This is a genomic window from Streptomyces ambofaciens ATCC 23877 (genome assembly GCF_001267885.1).
In the GTDB taxonomy this organism is placed as follows: Bacteria; Actinomycetota; Actinomycetes; order Streptomycetales; family Streptomycetaceae; genus Streptomyces; species Streptomyces ambofaciens.
Genome location: NZ_CP012382.1, coordinates 2,996,274 through 3,011,344 on the forward strand (window position 1 = coordinate 2,996,274; position 15,071 = coordinate 3,011,344).

General features: G+C 73.2%; 13 protein-coding genes. 6 read left to right on the forward strand and 7 right to left on the reverse strand.

The window, feature by feature from the left end:
- Nucleotides 1-31: 31 nt before the first annotated feature.
- Nucleotides 32-1,087: a LacI family DNA-binding transcriptional regulator gene (locus tag SAM23877_RS13330; RefSeq protein ID WP_053131354.1), complete on the reverse strand. Its 1,056-nt coding sequence runs from the start codon at nt 1,085-1,087 to the stop codon at nt 32-34.
- A gap of 364 nt (nt 1,088-1,451) precedes the next feature.
- Between SAM23877_RS13330 and SAM23877_RS13335 the strand changes: the two genes are divergently transcribed.
- The 4 genes from SAM23877_RS13335 (at nt 1,452) to SAM23877_RS13350 (ending at nt 6,269) form a co-directional block, all read left to right on the forward strand.
- Entirely contained in the window at nt 1,452-2,777 is a 1,326-nt protein-coding gene (locus SAM23877_RS13335; RefSeq protein ID WP_053131357.1) for an ABC transporter substrate-binding protein, read from the forward strand.
- Between the two features lie 5 nt (nt 2,778-2,782).
- Nucleotides 2,783-3,793, forward strand: a complete 1,011-nt coding sequence (locus tag SAM23877_RS13340; RefSeq protein ID WP_053131360.1) for a carbohydrate ABC transporter permease — start codon at nt 2,783-2,785, stop codon at nt 3,791-3,793.
- 12 nt (nt 3,794-3,805) lie between these two features.
- Complete coding sequence (locus tag SAM23877_RS13345; protein WP_053131363.1) at nt 3,806-4,717, forward strand: carbohydrate ABC transporter permease; 912 nt, start codon at nt 3,806-3,808, stop codon at nt 4,715-4,717.
- A 112-nt stretch (nt 4,718-4,829) separates the two neighbouring features.
- Nucleotides 4,830-6,269: a GH1 family beta-glucosidase gene (locus SAM23877_RS13350; protein WP_053131366.1), complete on the forward strand. Its 1,440-nt coding sequence runs from the start codon at nt 4,830-4,832 to the stop codon at nt 6,267-6,269.
- Between the two features lie 216 nt (nt 6,270-6,485).
- On the opposite strand, the gene SAM23877_RS13355 is transcribed toward SAM23877_RS13350, so the two are convergent.
- From SAM23877_RS13355 to SAM23877_RS13365, 3 genes are all read right to left on the reverse strand, one after another.
- Complete coding sequence (locus SAM23877_RS13355; RefSeq protein ID WP_053131369.1) at nt 6,486-7,958, reverse strand: glycoside hydrolase family 18 protein; 1,473 nt, start codon at nt 7,956-7,958, stop codon at nt 6,486-6,488.
- A gap of 132 nt (nt 7,959-8,090) precedes the next feature.
- A complete protein-coding gene (locus tag SAM23877_RS13360; protein WP_053131372.1) occupies nt 8,091-9,524 on the reverse strand; it encodes a sensor histidine kinase in 1,434 nt (477 codons plus the stop codon).
- Nucleotides 9,521-10,357 carry a response regulator gene (locus SAM23877_RS13365; protein ID WP_079030182.1) on the reverse strand — a complete coding sequence of 279 codons (837 nt, stop codon included), beginning with the start codon at nt 10,355-10,357 and terminating at the stop codon, nt 9,521-9,523. The genes SAM23877_RS13360 and SAM23877_RS13365 overlap by 4 nt, the downstream gene beginning before the upstream one ends.
- Nucleotides 10,358-10,488: 131 nt before the next feature.
- Here SAM23877_RS13365 and SAM23877_RS13370 point away from each other — a divergent pair, with 131 nt between their 5' ends.
- Nucleotides 10,489-11,046: a hypothetical protein gene (locus SAM23877_RS13370; protein WP_053142428.1), complete on the forward strand. Its 558-nt coding sequence runs from the start codon at nt 10,489-10,491 to the stop codon at nt 11,044-11,046.
- 1 nt (nt 11,047) lies between these two features.
- Here SAM23877_RS13370 and SAM23877_RS13375 read toward each other — a convergent pair whose 3' ends face one another.
- Together SAM23877_RS13375 and SAM23877_RS13380 are read right to left on the reverse strand one after the other, a co-directional pair.
- Nucleotides 11,048-11,917: a spermidine synthase gene (locus SAM23877_RS13375; protein WP_053131375.1), complete on the reverse strand. Its 870-nt coding sequence runs from the start codon at nt 11,915-11,917 to the stop codon at nt 11,048-11,050.
- A gap of 45 nt (nt 11,918-11,962) precedes the next feature.
- Nucleotides 11,963-12,346, reverse strand: coding sequence for a hypothetical protein (locus SAM23877_RS13380; RefSeq protein ID WP_053142430.1), 384 nt, complete (start codon nt 12,344-12,346; stop codon nt 11,963-11,965).
- 297 nt (nt 12,347-12,643) lie between these two features.
- On the opposite strand from SAM23877_RS13380, the gene SAM23877_RS13385 reads away from it, so the two are divergent.
- Complete coding sequence (locus SAM23877_RS13385; RefSeq protein ID WP_053131378.1) at nt 12,644-14,155, forward strand: NsdA family TPR-like regulatory protein; 1,512 nt, start codon at nt 12,644-12,646, stop codon at nt 14,153-14,155.
- Nucleotides 14,156-14,341: 186 nt separating this feature from the next.
- Here SAM23877_RS13385 and SAM23877_RS13390 read toward each other — a convergent pair whose 3' ends face one another.
- Entirely contained in the window at nt 14,342-14,938 is a 597-nt protein-coding gene (locus tag SAM23877_RS13390; RefSeq protein ID WP_053131381.1) for a histidine phosphatase family protein, read from the reverse strand.
- Nucleotides 14,939-15,071 lie beyond the last annotated feature (133 nt).

The following is a 15,071-nucleotide window of genomic DNA, read 5'->3' on the forward strand; positions in this document are numbered from 1 at the left end:
CGGCACCCCGTGCCGCCCCGCTCCCCCACCCTCACGACGACCTGCGCTCCACCAGCTCCGTCGCCAGCACCACCTGATGCCGGTCCAGCCCGCGCGAGACCGCCGGCCGACGGTCCGCGATCTCGGCCAGCAGCAGGTCGATCATCGCGCGGCCCATCTCCTCGATGGGCTGGCGCACGCTGGTCAGCGGCGGCTCCATGTGACGGGCGATGGCCGAGTCGTCGTAGCCGACCAGAGCCACGTCGTCCGGGATGCGACGGCCCGCCTCGCGCAGGACCTGACCGGCGCCGGCCGCGGTGACGTCCGAGGCGGCGAAGACCGCGTCCACGTCGGGGCGGCGGCGCAGCAGCTCCGCCATGGCGCGGCGCCCGCCCTCCTCGGTGAAGTCCCCCGCCTCGATCAGCCCCTCGTCCGGCTCGTGCCCCGCGTCGCGCAGCGCCTCCCGGTAGCCGTCGACGCGCCGCTGGGCGCCGTAGACGTCGAGGCGGCCGGTGATGTGCGCTATGCGGTGGCGCCCCCGGGCCAGCAGGTGCTCCACGGCCGAGCGGGCGCCGCCGTAGTTGTCCGAGTCCACCGACGCCAGCGACTCCGCGGCCGAGCGCGGGCCGCTGATCACCGCGGGGATCTCCAGCTGGGACAGCAGGTCGGGCAGCGGGTCGTCGGCGTGCACCGAGACCAGCAGCACGCCGTCCACCCGGTGCGCCGCCAGGTACTGGGCGAGGCGCTGCCGCTCCCGGTCGCTGCCCGCGAAGATCAGCAGCAGCTGCATCTCGGTGTCGGACAGCTCGGAACCGACACCCTTCAGCATGTCCGAGAAGTACGGCTCCGCGAAGAAACGCGTCTCCGGCTCGGGGACGACCAGCGCGATCGCGTCCGTGCGGTTGGCGGCCAGGGCGCGGGCCGCCGTGTTCGGGACGTAGCCGAGCTCCGCGACCGCCGCCTCGACGGCCGCCCGGGTCGCGTCGCTGACCCGGGGAGAGCCGTTGATCACCCGGGAGACCGTGCCGCGGCCGACGCCCGCCCGTGCCGCCACCTCTTCGAGGGTGGGCCGGCCACCGCTCCGCCCACGCGCTCCGTGGCTTGCCATCGGCTCCGCCTCCCGTCGAGACCCCGCACTCTGCGGCTGGCCTGGAATTTAACAGGCCGGTCGGGTCTAATGACCGGCTCCGGGCCCGTCACCCGTCGTCGGAAGGTGTCCCATCGCCGCTCGCGGCGTCCAGTTAACAGGCCGATAACTGAACGGACTTCCTCGCGTCAGCTCCCTTGACACCCCCGCCCGGACCGACGACTCTTCAACACATCACTTGTGGGAGCGCTCCCACACTACCTGGCACATACACATCCCGCACGTTCCCCGCCCGAGCCGCAGCGTCGAACGAACCACATGAAGCAGCGGGTCCAACCCAGTAGTTGGCCGGGGGGTCGGCACGTCAGGGCAACAGGAGGACGCAATGCGAGCAGCACGCACACGAACCGCCCGCAGAGCGGTGGTCATCGCGGCCGTCGCGTCGCTGGGCGCCGGGCTGCTGACCGGCTGTGCCGACGACGGCAAGGACGAGGACAACTCTTCCTCGGGCGACAGCAGCGGCAAGACCACCATCACCCTCGGCCTGTTCGGCACCATGGGCTTCAAGGAGGCCGGGCTCTACGAGGAGTACGAGAAGCTCAACCCGGACATCAACATCGAGGAGACGGTCACCGAGCGGAACGAGAACTACTACCCCGCTCTGGTCAACCACCTCACCACCGACAGCGGTCTGCAGGACGTCCAGGCCATCGAAGTCGGCAACATAGCCGAGGTGGTCGAGACCCAGGCCGACAAGTTCGTCGACCTGTCCAAGGTCGAGGGCGTGCAGCCCGGCGGCTGGCTGGACTGGAAGTGGAAGCAGGGCGTCACCAAGGACGGCCAGGCGGTCGGCCTCGGCACCGACATCGGCCCGATGGCCATCTGCTACCGCAAGGACCTCTTCGAGAAGGCGGGCCTGCCCACCGCCCGCGACGAGGTCAGCGCGCTGTGGGCCGGCGACTGGAAGAAGTTCATCGACGCCGGCGAGAAGTACAAGAAGGGTGCCGGCAAGGACACCTACTTCATGGACTCGCCCGGCGGTCTGATCAACGCCATCCTCGGCGGCCAGGAGGAGAAGTTCTACGACACCTCCGGCAAGGTCGTCTACAAGACCAACCCCGCCGTCAAGGAGGCCTTCGACCTGACCGCGGAGGCCGCCGAGAAGGACCTGGTCCAGGCGCAGACCCAGTTCCAGCCGGCCTGGGAGCAGACCATCTCCAACAACCTGTTCGCCACCGTCGCCTGCCCGCCGTGGATGCTCGGCACCATCAAGGCCAAGTCCCAGCCCGAGGCCGCCGGCCAGTGGGACGTGGCCGCGGCGCCGACGGCCGGCAACTGGGGCGGCTCCTTCCTGGGCGTGCCCAAGAGCGGCAAGAACGTCGAGGAGGCGCAGAAGTTCGTCGCCTGGCTGACCGCGCCGGAGCAGCAGGCCAAGCTGTTCGCCGTGCAGGGCAGCTTCCCGAGCTCGCCGGCCGCGCACAAGCTGCCGCAGGTGGCCGGTGCCAAGAACGAGATGACCGGTGACGCGCCGATCGGTGAGATCTTCGCCAAGGCCGCCGAGTCCATCCCGGCCCAGGTGATCGGCCCGAAGGACCAGATCATCCAGCAGGGTCTGACGGACAACGGCGTCATCCTCGTCACCCAGGGCAAGTCGCCCAAGGAGGCCTGGGAGAACGCCACCAAGACCATCGACAACAACCTGGAGAAGTGACCGGAATGACCACCCGGCACGACACCACCGCGCCCCCCGTCAAGGGGGGCGCGGCCCCGGGCCGGCCGCCCGGTGACGCGGCCTCTCCCGAGGAGGCGAGGAAACGGGCCCGGCTCTCCCGCCGCTGGCAGCGGGACCTGCGCTGGAGCCCGTACGCCTTCGTCTCCCCGTTCTTCCTGCTCTTCGCGGCCTTCGGCCTGTTCCCGCTGCTCTACACCGGCTGGGCCTCGCTGCACACGGTGGAGCTGACCGCGCCCACCGACATGGAGTGGGTGGGCCTGGACAACTTCACCAGGATCTTCGACGACGAGTTCTTCTGGAACGCCGCGAAGAACACGCTGACCATCGGCATCATCTCCACGGTGCCGCAGCTGCTGATGGCGATGGGCCTGGCGCACATCCTCAACTACAAGCTGCGCGGCTCCACCTTCTACCGCGTCGTGATGCTGGCGCCGTACGCGACCTCGATCGCCGCCGCCTCGCTGGTCTTCGTGCTGCTCTTCGGCCGCGACTACGGCATGATCAACTGGGCGCTCGACCTGATCGGTCTGGACAAGATCGACTGGCAGAGCGACAAGTGGCCGTCCCAGATCGCCGTCTCGTCGATCGTCATCTGGCGCTGGACCGGCTACAACGCGCTGATCTACCTGGCGGCGATGCAGGCGATCCCGCAGGACCTGTACGAGTCGGCGGCGCTGGACGGTGCCAGCCGGTGGCGGCAGTTCATCCACGTCACGCTGCCCCAGCTGCGTCCTACGATCCTCTTCACGGTCGTCGTGTCGACCATCGGCGCCTCGCAGCTGTTCGGCGAGCCGCTGCTGTTCGACGCCAACAAGGGCGCCTCGGGCGGCTCCCAGCACCAGTTCCAGACGCTCGGCCTGTACCTGTACGAGCAGGGCTGGATCAACCAGCACCTGGGCCGCGCCTCCGCGATCGCCTGGACGATGTTCCTGATCCTCATCGTGATCGGGATCGTCAACTACGTCATCTCGCGCCGGTTGCGCGCCAGTAGTTAAGGAGAACCGGCCGTGACGACGACCCTGACGAAACCCCCGGCCGAGCCGGTGCCCGAGCCGCCCAGGCGGGGCCGACGCCGGCCCAGGTCGGCCCGGGCCGGCGGCCAGATGCACGCCGGCCCCATCGCGTACATCATCCTCGCCCTGTTCACCCTGGGCTCGCTGTTCCCGCTGGTGTGGACGGCGATCGCCGCGTCCCGCGACAACCAGCGGCTGGCCCAGACACCGCCGCCGTTCTGGTTCGGCGGCAACCTCCTCGACAAGATCGAGATCGCCTGGACCGACGCCAACATGGGCGAGGCGATCCTCAACACCACGATCGTCGCGGGGATCTCGGCGGTCACCGTCGTCTTCCTGTCGACGATCGCCGGCTTCGCCTTCGCCAAGCTGAAGTTCCGGGGCCGCAACGCGCTGATGCTGACCGTGGTCGGCACGATGATGATCCCGCCGCAGCTCAGCATCATTCCGCTGTACATGATGGTGGCCGAGCTGGACTGGACCGACCAGCTCCAGGCGGTGATCTTCCCGTCGCTGGTCAGCGCGTTCGGTGTGTTCTTCATGCGGCAGTACCTGCTCCAGGCGCTGCCGGACGAGATCATCGAGGCCGCCCGCGTGGACGGCGCCAGCAGCTGGCGCGTGATCTGGCACGTGGTGTTCCCGGCGGCGCGGCCCGCGATGGCCGTGCTGGGCATGCTGATGTTCGTGCAGGTGTGGAACGACTTCCTGTGGCCGTTCCTGGTGCTGACGCAGAACGGCAACCCGACCGTGCAGGTGGCGGTGGCGGGCCTCGGCCGCGGCTTCACCCCGGACCAGGCCCTGATCATGGGTGGCGCGCTGCTCGGCACGCTGCCCCTGCTGCTGGTCTTCGCGATCTTCGGCAAGCAGATCGTGGGCGGCATCATGCAGGGCGCCGTCAAGGGCTGACACCCCACCCCCGGGGGCCGGGTCAGCGTTGTCCCGGCCCCGTCCTCCCCCCTCGTCCTTCCCACCCGTCGGTCTTCCACGACCCGTCACGACCTGCTATGGGAGCGCTTCCATGCTTGAGTCCGCAACGCCGGTGACCCCGGTGACCTTCCCCCCCGCCTTCCTGTGGGGCGCCGCCACCTCGGCGTACCAGATCGAGGGCGCGGTGCGGGAGGACGGCCGTACCCCCTCGATCTGGGACACCTTCAGCCATACGCCGGGGAAGACGGCGGGCGGGGACACCGGTGACATCGCTGTCGACCACTACCACCGCTACCGCGACGACGTGGCGCTGATGTCGGAGCTGGGGCTCGGCGCGTACCGCTTCTCCGTCTCCTGGCCCCGGGTGCAGCCGACCGGCCGCGGGCCCGCCGTCCAGCGCGGCCTGGACTTCTACCGCCGTCTGGTGGACGAGCTGCTGGCCGCCGGGATCAAGCCGGCCGTCACGCTCTACCACTGGGACCTGCCGCAGGAGCTGGAGGACGCGGGCGGCTGGCCCGCACGGGACACGGCGTACCGGTTCGCCGAGTACGCGCAGATCGTGGGCGAGGCACTCGGCGACCGGGTGGAGCAGTGGATCACGCTCAACGAGCCCTGGTGCGCGGCCTTCCTGGGCTACGCCTCCGGGGTGCACGCCCCGGGCCGGACCGACCCGGTGGCCTCGCTGCGCGCCGCGCACCACCTGAACCTGGCGCACGGCCTGGGCACGGTGGCGCTGCGCTCGGTGATGCCGGCCCGCAACTCGGTGGCGATCAGCCTCAACACCTCGGTCGTCCGGCCGCTGTCGCGGCAGCCGGCGGACCTGGCGGCGGCGCGGAAGATCGACGACCTCTCCGGCGGGATCTTCCACGGCCCGATCCTGCACGGCGCCTATCCGCAGACGCTGCTGGAGGCGACGGCGCCGGTCACCGACTGGTCGTTCGTCGAGGACGGCGACCTGGGCGTGATCCGCCAGCCGCTGGACGCGATCTGCCTCAACTACTACACGCCCACCGTGGTGTCGGCGGCCGACGCGGACTCGCGCGCCCCGCGTGCCGACGGTCACGGCGCGAGCGAGCACTCGCCGTGGCCCGCCGCGGAGGACGTGGCCTTCCACCAGCCGCCGGGCGAGCACACCGAGATGGGCTGGAGCGTCGACCCGACCGGCCTGCACGAGCTGATCATGCGTTACAACCGTGAGGCCCCGGGCCTGCCGCTGTACATCAGCGAGAACGGTGCCGCCTACGACGACAAGCCCGGCGCGGACGGCACGGTGCACGACCCCGAGCGGGTCGCCTACCTCGACGGCCACCTGCGCGCGGTGCGCCGGGCCATCGCCGACGGCGCCGACGTGCGCGGCTACTACCTGTGGTCCCTGCTGGACAACTTCGAGTGGGCCTACGGCTACGAGAAGCGGTTCGGCGCGGTGTACGTCGACTACGCCTCCCAGCAGCGCACCCCGAAGTCGAGCGCCCTCTGGTACGGGCGGGCGGCCCGCACGGGGACGCTGCCGCCGGTGGACGCGGCCGAGTAGACCACCGCACCGGGGGGAGCGGTGGCGGGGCGCGGCATCCGGGGGGTGCCGCGCCCCGCGTGTCGGGCGCCTCGGCCGGCTGTCGCCGGTCACGCGCGGGCGGCCACGCGCAGGCCGTCACGCGCGGGCCGTCACGCGCAGGCCGTCACGCGCGGGCGGCCACGCGCGGGCGGCCACGCGCAGGCCGTCACCCGCGGGCCGTCGCCCCGCAAGGCCTCACTTGTAGGCGGCGAAGGCCTTCGCGAAGGCGTCCTTCTCCTGGTCGACGGAGCTGCACGTCGCGTCGGCGGCGGGCTTGGGGCCGCCCGGGCAGGCCTTGTCGCGGGTCGCGGACCACATCGACAGCCGGCCGAGGCCCTTGGACTCGGCGAACTTCACCAGCTGGGTGGCGTCGTCGACCCGGAAGACCTCGGTCACGACGTCGTTGACGCCGATCATCGGGGTGACGCCGACCGTCTTCCACGCCTCGGCGTCGGACAGGCCGAGCACCCCCGCGATCTGGGCCTGGGTGGCGGTGGCCGCCTGTTCGGCGTAGGTGCCCATGTCGCCGCTGTAGGCGGGGCCGTAGTCCATCGCCATGATGTTGACGCCGTCGACCCTCACCCCGTTCTTCTTCGCGTCGGCGAGGAGGTCGACGCCCGCCTGGGTCAGTCCCTCGGGCATGACCGGGAGGGTGAAGGAGACGTCCAGGTCCGGGTGCTGCTTCTGCAGGGCGGCGACGGCCCGCGCACGGCGGGTGTTGGCGGCCGTGTCCGGCAGTGCGCCGCCCTCCACGTCGAAGTCGACCTTGGTGAGCCCGTAGGTGTCCACGACCTTGCCGTACGCCGCCGCCAGCGCCTCCGCCGACCTGCACGTCGTGGCCAGTTCGGAGCCGGCCGCGCCGCCGAAGGAGACGCGGACGTCACCGCCCTCGGCGCGCAGGGCGCCTATCTGACCGGCCACGGCGTCGGTCGCGAGGTCGGTGACGCCGCCCCATGCGGGGGTGCAGCCGCCGCCGTCCGTGACGAAGGCCAGGTTGTACTCCTTGACGCCGGTCGCCTCGGCACTGGCGACCAGGTCGAAGGCCGGGTGGAGAGAGGTGTCGACGTAGGGCGCGAAGCCGGCGCCGGTGGCGTCACCGGTGCCGGGGGTCTCGGTGGGCGCCGGGCTGGTGGGGGTGCCGGTGGGCGTGGGCCGCGTGGTGGCGGTGGCCGTGGGGGCCGGGGTGGGCGCCGAGGTCGCCGGGGGCTCGGTCGGGCGGCCGCTGGGCTGCGGGGTGGCGCCCTCGTCCGTCGAGCACGCGGCGCCGTCGATCAGGCAGCCGGTCGGGGCGTCCGTGCCGTCGACGACGAAGCCGACCGTGACGGACTCGCCGGCCTTCAGACCGTCCGTGTCCCACGCGGGCGGGGTCACGGTGACGTGCTGCCCGCTGACGCTCGAGCCGGCGTTCCACAGCGACCCGAGCTTCGCGCCGGCCGGCAGGTCGAACTCCAGCGTCCAGTCCGTCTTCGGCTGCCCGCTGTCGTTGGTCACGACGTACTGGGCGGTGTAGCCGGTCGACCACGCGCTGGTCCGCGTGTACGCGGCGCCCACTCCGGCCGCCTGGGCGGTACTGGTGAACATCAGCGCGCCACCGCCGGCGACGGCGGCCGCGACGACGGCGCCGATCGCCTTGTTCCTGCCACTGATCCTGCGCCGGTGGGTGCTCATCACGTGCCTGCCTTCGTTGTTCACGGCCCCCGCGGGGCGGGGGGCGTGGGGTGGGGGTGCGGCAGCACGCTAGCGAGCCGGAAACGGGCAAAGGGCCTGATCCGGACGGGGCTTGGTGATCTTAGGGCGGGCTTAAGGAAGGGATCGGGAGCGATTAAAGGTGGAGACCGGCCGGGGGGTGCGGCGGCGCCGGACGGTGCCGCGGTGCCCACGCCGCGCCGGTGCCGCCCGCCCGTCCAGCTGTATCCAGATGCGTACCTCGGTGCCGCCGAGCACGGAGGAGCCGATCCGGACGTCGCCGCCCGTCGACTCCGCCAGCCGGCGCACGATGTCCAGGCCGAGGCCGGTCGACCCGTCGTGGCCCGAACCCCGGCCGCGGGCCATCGCCGCCTCGGGGTCGGGTATGCCGGGGCCCGCGTCCGAGACCAGCACGATCACCGCGTCCTCACCGTTGTGCAGGTCGACGGCGAAGGCCGTGCCCTCGGCGGTGTGCCGGAAGACGTTGCCGAGCAGGGCGTCGAGGGAGGCGGCCAGGTCGGCGCGTGCCACGGGGATGCGCACCGGCCGGTCGGCGCCGGCCACCCGCCACTTGCGGCCCTCGTCCTCGGCGAGCGCGGACCAGAACCCCATCCGTTCCCGGACCACCTCGGCCGCGTCGCACCCGGCGCCGGGGCCGGCGGCGGCCGTCTGCGGCTTGGCGTCCCGGGCGGTGCGGATGATCGTGTCGACCTCGCGCTCCAGTTGTTCGACGGCGGCCCGGGTCTGGTCGGCGGCCGGACCCTCGCCGAGCGAGGCCGCGTTGAGGCGCAGCACGGTCAGCGGGGTGCGGAGGCGGTGGGACAGGTCGGCGGCCAGTTCCCGCTCGTTGGCCAGGAGCTGGACCACCTGGTCGGCCATGGAGTTGAAGGCGACCGCCGCGAGCCGCAGTTCGTTCGGCCCCTCCTCCGGCACCCGTGCCCCCAGCTTCCCCTCCCCCAGTTCGTGGGCGCCCTCCACCAGGCGCTGCGCGGGCTGCACCATGCGCACGCCCAGCCGGTCGGCGACCGCCACCGAGCCGACGATCAGGGCGATGCCGACCCCGGCGAGCACCGCCCAGGCGGTGCCGACTCCGTTGGTGACCGCGGACTCGGGGACGTAGACCTCCACGACGGCGATCTCGCCGGTGCTGAGCGCGACCGGCTGGAGCAGCGCGAAGCCGCCGGACACCTCGGCGGTCGAGGCGCGGCCCATCTCGCGGACGGCGGCGATGTCCTCGTCCCCGGCGCGCCGGCGGCCGATCTCGGTGCCGCGCCCTGCTCCGCCGTCCGTGCCGTCGGCCCGCGCGCCGGACGCCGGCAGGTGCACGGCCATCCCGGCGTCGGAGCCGGCCGAGGCGACGACGCGCTCCAACTGGTCGCGGTCGGTGGTGATGGACAGCGCCGGGGCGACGGCGGCGGCCTCCCGCTCGGCGCCCGCGAAGGCACGGTCCCGGGCCATCTCGCGGATGACGAGGCCGAGTGGGACCGCGAAGGCGACCACGACCATCGCGGTGACCGCCAGCGACACCTTGACCAGGGCCCATCTCATCGTGGCGGCTCCGCCCCGGGGGACCCGGCGGACGGCCCGGCGGCCGGGCCCGCGGGGCGCTCGGGCGGCGCTTGCGCGGGCCGTGCGGTGGGCAGGACCGCGGGGGGCCCGGTGGGCGCTTGCGCGGGCGACACGGGGGGCTGGTCCGCGGGCGGTTCCAGTTTCACGCCGACACCGCGCAGGGTGTGCAGGTAGCGGGGCCGGGCCGCGGTCTCGCCGAGTTTGCGCCGCAACCAGGACAGATGGACGTCGATGGTCTGGTCGTCGCCGTAGGACTGCTGCCAGACCTCGGCGAGCAGCTCCCTGCGGGGGACGACGACGCCAGGGCGTCCGGCGAGGAAGGCGAGCAGGTCGAACTCACGGCGGGTCAGGTCGAGCCGGGCACCGTCCAGTTCGGCCTGGCGGCGCAGCGGGTCGACGGTGAGGCCGCCGACCCGGATGACGGTCGACGGCGCCGCCTCGGCCGGGCCGGACCTGGCCCGGCGCAGGACGGCCGCCATCCGGGCCGACAGGTGCTCGACGGAGAACGGCTTGGTGAGGTAGTCGTCCGCGCCCGCGTTCAACAGCCGTACGACCTCCGCCTCGTCGTCCCGGGCGGTGGCGACGATCACCGGCACGTCGGTGATGCCGCGCAGCATCTTCAGCGCCTCGGAGCCGTCCAGGTCGGGCAGTCCGAGGTCCAGGATCACCACGTCGAAGCGGAAATGGGCGACCTCGCGCAGCGCCTCCAGTGCCGTACCGACGCTGCGCACGGTGTGCGCGGCGTCGGTCAGGTGCCGGATGAGCGCCGAGCGTACGAACTGGTCGTCCTCGACCACGAGCACACTTGCCATGGGCGGCACCGTACGCCATGCGGCCGAGCCCGGTGCGGGCCTGTGGACAACTCCGGCCCGCCCCGGCCTCGTCCCCGTTCCGCCTCTCGCAGGGGCGACACGCGTGTGACGGGTGAGGCAGTATGGCCGCGATGCGCAGAGGACTCGTACACGTACTGGCCTGGCTGCTCGCCACGGGCGCGGCGGTCACCCTGTCGTGGTGGGGCGTCCACACGGTGATGGCGGGCACGGCCTACGACGCGCCCCGCGCGCTGCCCGTCACGGCGGCCGACGCGTCCGTGCCGGACGCGCGTGAGCCGGACGGCGCCGAGGACGCGAAGCCGTCGGTGTCGTCCACCCGGCGGCCGTCGCCGTCGGGCAGTCCGTCGCCCACCCCGAGCGGAACGCCTCGGAAGCCGGACCCCGCGCCGTCGCGGACGGCGAAGCCCTCCGCCCCCGCCGCGTCCGATCACTCCCCCACGGCGTCCGGCCGGGTCAGGAGCTACGACACCGACGGCGGGCGCGCGGTCTTCGACCTCGGTACGGCGTCCGCGTCCCTGGTGTCGGCGACGCCGGGCGCCGGCTGGTCGATGCAGGTGTGGAAGACGGAGTCGTGGATCCGGGTGGAGTTCACCTCGGGCGCGGACCGGGTGTCGGTGTTCTGCACCTGGCACGACGGCCCGCCGCGGGTGGAGATCGGGAGCTACTGAGTCACCGGAAGACGGAGGCCGGCGGTGCGGGGGAGGCCACCGCCGCCGCGTCCGGCACGGGTGCGGCGCCGCCGGTGAAGTCGGTCAGCGCGCGGCCGTGCTCCACACGCGCCGGGTGGGGGTCGGAGGCGGCGCGGCGGGTGAGTTCCCCGACCGGCAGCGGCCGGTCGGAGGCGACGAGGACCGCGTTGCCGAACCGTTTTCCGCGCAGCACGGCCGGGTCGGCGACGAGCGCCAGTTCCGGGAAGCGGGCGGCGGCGGTGGCGATCTGGCCGCGCAGATGGGCGAGGGGCGGGCCGTCGGCGATGTTGGCGGCGTAGATCCCGCCGGGCGCGAGGGTGCGCCGGACCTCGTCGAGGAACTCGGTGGACGTGAGGTGGGCCGGTGTCCTGGCCCCGCTGAAGACGTCCGCGAGGACCAGGTGCGCCCAGCCGTCGGGCACCTTGGCCAGCCCGGCGCGGGCGTCGGTGGAGCGCACCCGGATGCGCGCGCCGGGGTCGGGCGGGAGTTCCCGCCGCACCAGCCGGACGAGGCCCGCGTCCCGCTCGACGACCTGCTGGGTGGAGCGGGGGCGGGTGGCGGCGACGTAGCGGGCGAGGGTGAAGGCCCCGCCGCCGAGGTGCACGGCCTGGACGGGCTTGCCGGGCGGGGCGGCCAGGTCGATGACGTGTCCGAGGCGGCGCTGGTACTCGAAGGACAGGTACGCCGGGTCGTCCAGGTCGACGTGCGACTGGGGAGCGCCGTCGATCAGCAGGGTCCAGGCCCTGGGCCGCTCCCGGTCGGGGACGAGTTCGGCGAGCCCGCCGTCGACGTTCTCGGCGACGGTCTCGGCGGCAGCGCGCCCGCGGCGGGCGTTCCTGGACTTTCCCATCGGACCATTATCGGACCGCGCGCGGACAGCGGGCCGCCGGACGGCTCAGCGGCAGCTGTCGGCGGCCTCGATCAGCCGGGCCGCCTCGCCCAGCGCGGCCCGCAGTACGGCCGGGTCGGTCGCCAGGTCCGCCTCACCGGGCGGCACCAGCCAGCCCGAGCCCTCGACGGGGGGCTCGGGGTCCAGGTCGAGCCTCAGTCCGCGGCCGTCCGTCTCCGTGCAGGTGCTGCCCGGCACGTCCCAGGCGGCGGCCGTGCCGGAGGGCACCAGGAACCCCAGGGTGTCGCAGCCGTCGTCGTGGATCACCGGTCCCACTCCCTCACCGGCGCCCCGCCTGAGGATGTCGACCGCCTCCAGACCCTGCCGGGTCGGCACGGTCACGACGTCACAGGCGTCGCAGGGGGGATCGCTGCTTGGTCTGGTATCCATCCCGGCCTCCACCACGGAACTCCTCCTCGGACGAGCGGGTCGGGAGTCGGGGGTCTCCCGGTCCACAGGGTTCAACGCGTCGGACCGTCAACGGCTACGGCGGAAGTCAGCCGCAAAGGATGGCAGTTCATGGCAGATCGGGGATGAGATATCCGGTTTGTAGCCAAACACCGCGTAGCGACTCCGTCACAGCAGGTACGTTCTTGCTCGCCGGACGCGGAGACGACATGGGGAGAAACATCCACAAGTCGCCTCTTGGCCGGCATGGTTCGACGGTTCGCACGAGAGGACCCGGCCATGGAGTCGTCGACGGTGACCTCCGCCCAGCCCGACCGGCCCCCGCGGCCCAACCTCGCCTTCCGGCGGTTGCGCGGGCAGCGCTCGCCGGCCGAGTTCGCTGCGGCGGTGCGCCGGGCCGCACGCGAGATCGGCGAGCGGGTCAGCTGTGACGCGCGCTACGTCGGCCGGGTCGAGGCGGGTGAGATCCGTTGCCCCAACTACGCGTACGAGCGGGTGTTCCTGCACATGTTCCCCGGCCGCACGCTCACCGACCTGGGGTTCGCGCCCCGTTCGTCGGTACGCGGACGCCGGGCGCGCACCGCCGAGGACGCGCTCCCCGCGCACGTCGGCGGGCCGCCGCATGCCACGGGTGAGACACGAGGGGCGGACGAGCCGTATGACACGCAGGACCCGCACCACCAGCACGGCCGGCACCACCAGCAGGACCCGCACCACCCGCACCACCCGCAGGACCCGCACCACCTGTACGACAAGCAAGACGACAACGAGGAGAGCGACGTGCTGCGTCGCGCATTCATGACGAGCGGTGCCACGGTGGCCGCCGCCTCGCTGGGGCCCATCGGGCTCGCCCTCGACGCCGCGGCGGCGGGACGCCCCGTGCGCCGGGCGGGGGCGGGCGACGCGGGCGCGCTGGAAGAAGCCGTCCGCCGGATCCGGCTGCTCGACGACCGGCACGGCGCGGACGGTCTCTACCGGCGCGCGGCGGCCCCGCTGCGCACCGCCTACGCGCTCCTGGACGCCGGCGCGACCCGGCAGACGACGGCCGACCGGCTCTACTCGGGCGCCGGTGAACTGGCGATCTCCGTGGGCTGGCTGGCGCACGACTCCGGGCGCTTCGACGACGCGCGCTCCCACTACGCCGAGGCCCTCGCCACCGCCCGCGTGACGGGCGATCCGGGGCTGGAGGCGCACGCCTTCTGCAACATGGCGTTCCTCGCCCGTGACGCCGGGCGTCCGCGCGAGGCGGTACGGGCGGCGCAGGCCGCACAGCGCGCCGCCCGTCCCCTGGGCTCGGCGCGGCTGATGTCCCTGCTCGCGCTGCGCGAGGCGGGCGGCTGGGCCGGGCTCGCCGACCGGGTCGGCTGCGAACAGGCGCTGGCCCGCGCGCAGGCCTTCTTCGGGCGGGGCCCCTCGGACGCCGACCCCGAGTGGATGAGCTTCTACGGCGAGGCCGAGCTGGAGGGGCTCGAGGCCCAGTGCTGGTCCACCCTCGGCGACTGGCCGCGGGCGGCCCGGCACGCGCGCCGGGCGGCCGATTCGCAGGACCCGCACTTCACCCGGAACCTCGCGCTGTACTCGGCGGAACTGGCGGACGACCTCGCCCGCGGCGGACGCCCCGACGAGGCGGCCGGGGCGGGCCTGCGCGTCCTGGACCTGCTGGGCGAGGTCCAGTCGTCGCGCATCCACACGATGCTGGCGGGCACGGCCCGGGTACTGCTGCCGCACCGGCGGGCGTCGGGGGTGTCGGCCTTCCTGGAACGCCACGCGTCCCTGCCCCGCACGGCGTGACCTCCGTCGCCACCGGGCGCCCCGCCCCACCGGCCCACCAGCGCACCGACCCTCCGGTCCACGGGCGCGCCGCCCCACCGGCCCACCAGCGCACCGACCCTCCGGTCCACGGGCGCACCGACCCTCCGGTCCACGGGCGCCCCGCCCCACCGGTCCACGGGCGCGCCGGTGCGGTCGCGGTCCGGGTCAGCCCGCCAGGTGCCCCAGGTCGTTCCAGCTCTCCAGCGCCGGCTCCCCGTAGGCCCACCCCAGCACCGACAGCGACGTCGGGTTCAGGCGTATCCGGGCCGCGAAGTCCAGCGGCAGCCCCAGCCACCGCGCCCCGATCGACCGCAGGATGTGCCCGTGGGCGAAGACCAGCACGTCGCGGTCCGTCTCGCGCGCCCACGCGACGACCTCGTCGGCGCGCGCGGTGACCTCCGCCAGGCTCTCGCCCTCCGGGACCCCGTCCCGCCAGATCAGCCAGCCGGGCCGGACAGCCTGGATCTCGTCCGGCGTCATGCCCTCGTACGCGCCGTAGTCCCACTCCATCAGCGTGTCCCAGGACCGGGCGCGCTCGCCGAAGCCGGCGAGTTCGCAGGTCTCCCGCGCGCGGGCGAGCGGACTGGTGCGCACCTCGACGCCGGGCAGCCCTTCGAGCGGCGCCCGGTGCAGCCGCTCGCCGAGCAGCTTGGCACCGCGCCGGCCCTCCTCCAGCAGCGGCACATCGGTCCTGCCGGTGTGCTTGCCGGACAGCGACCACTCGGTCTGTCCGTGCCGGGCCAGCAGGATGCGCGGTGCCATGAAGGGGCCTTTCCGGGAGGAATGTCAGAGGGGACACCTCCATCATCGCGCACACCCCGCACGGGCAACCCGGGGGGCGATCCCGGCGTCTTCCAGGGCCGAGGGCACCCCGTGAAGCGGGCCCACCGAGGCC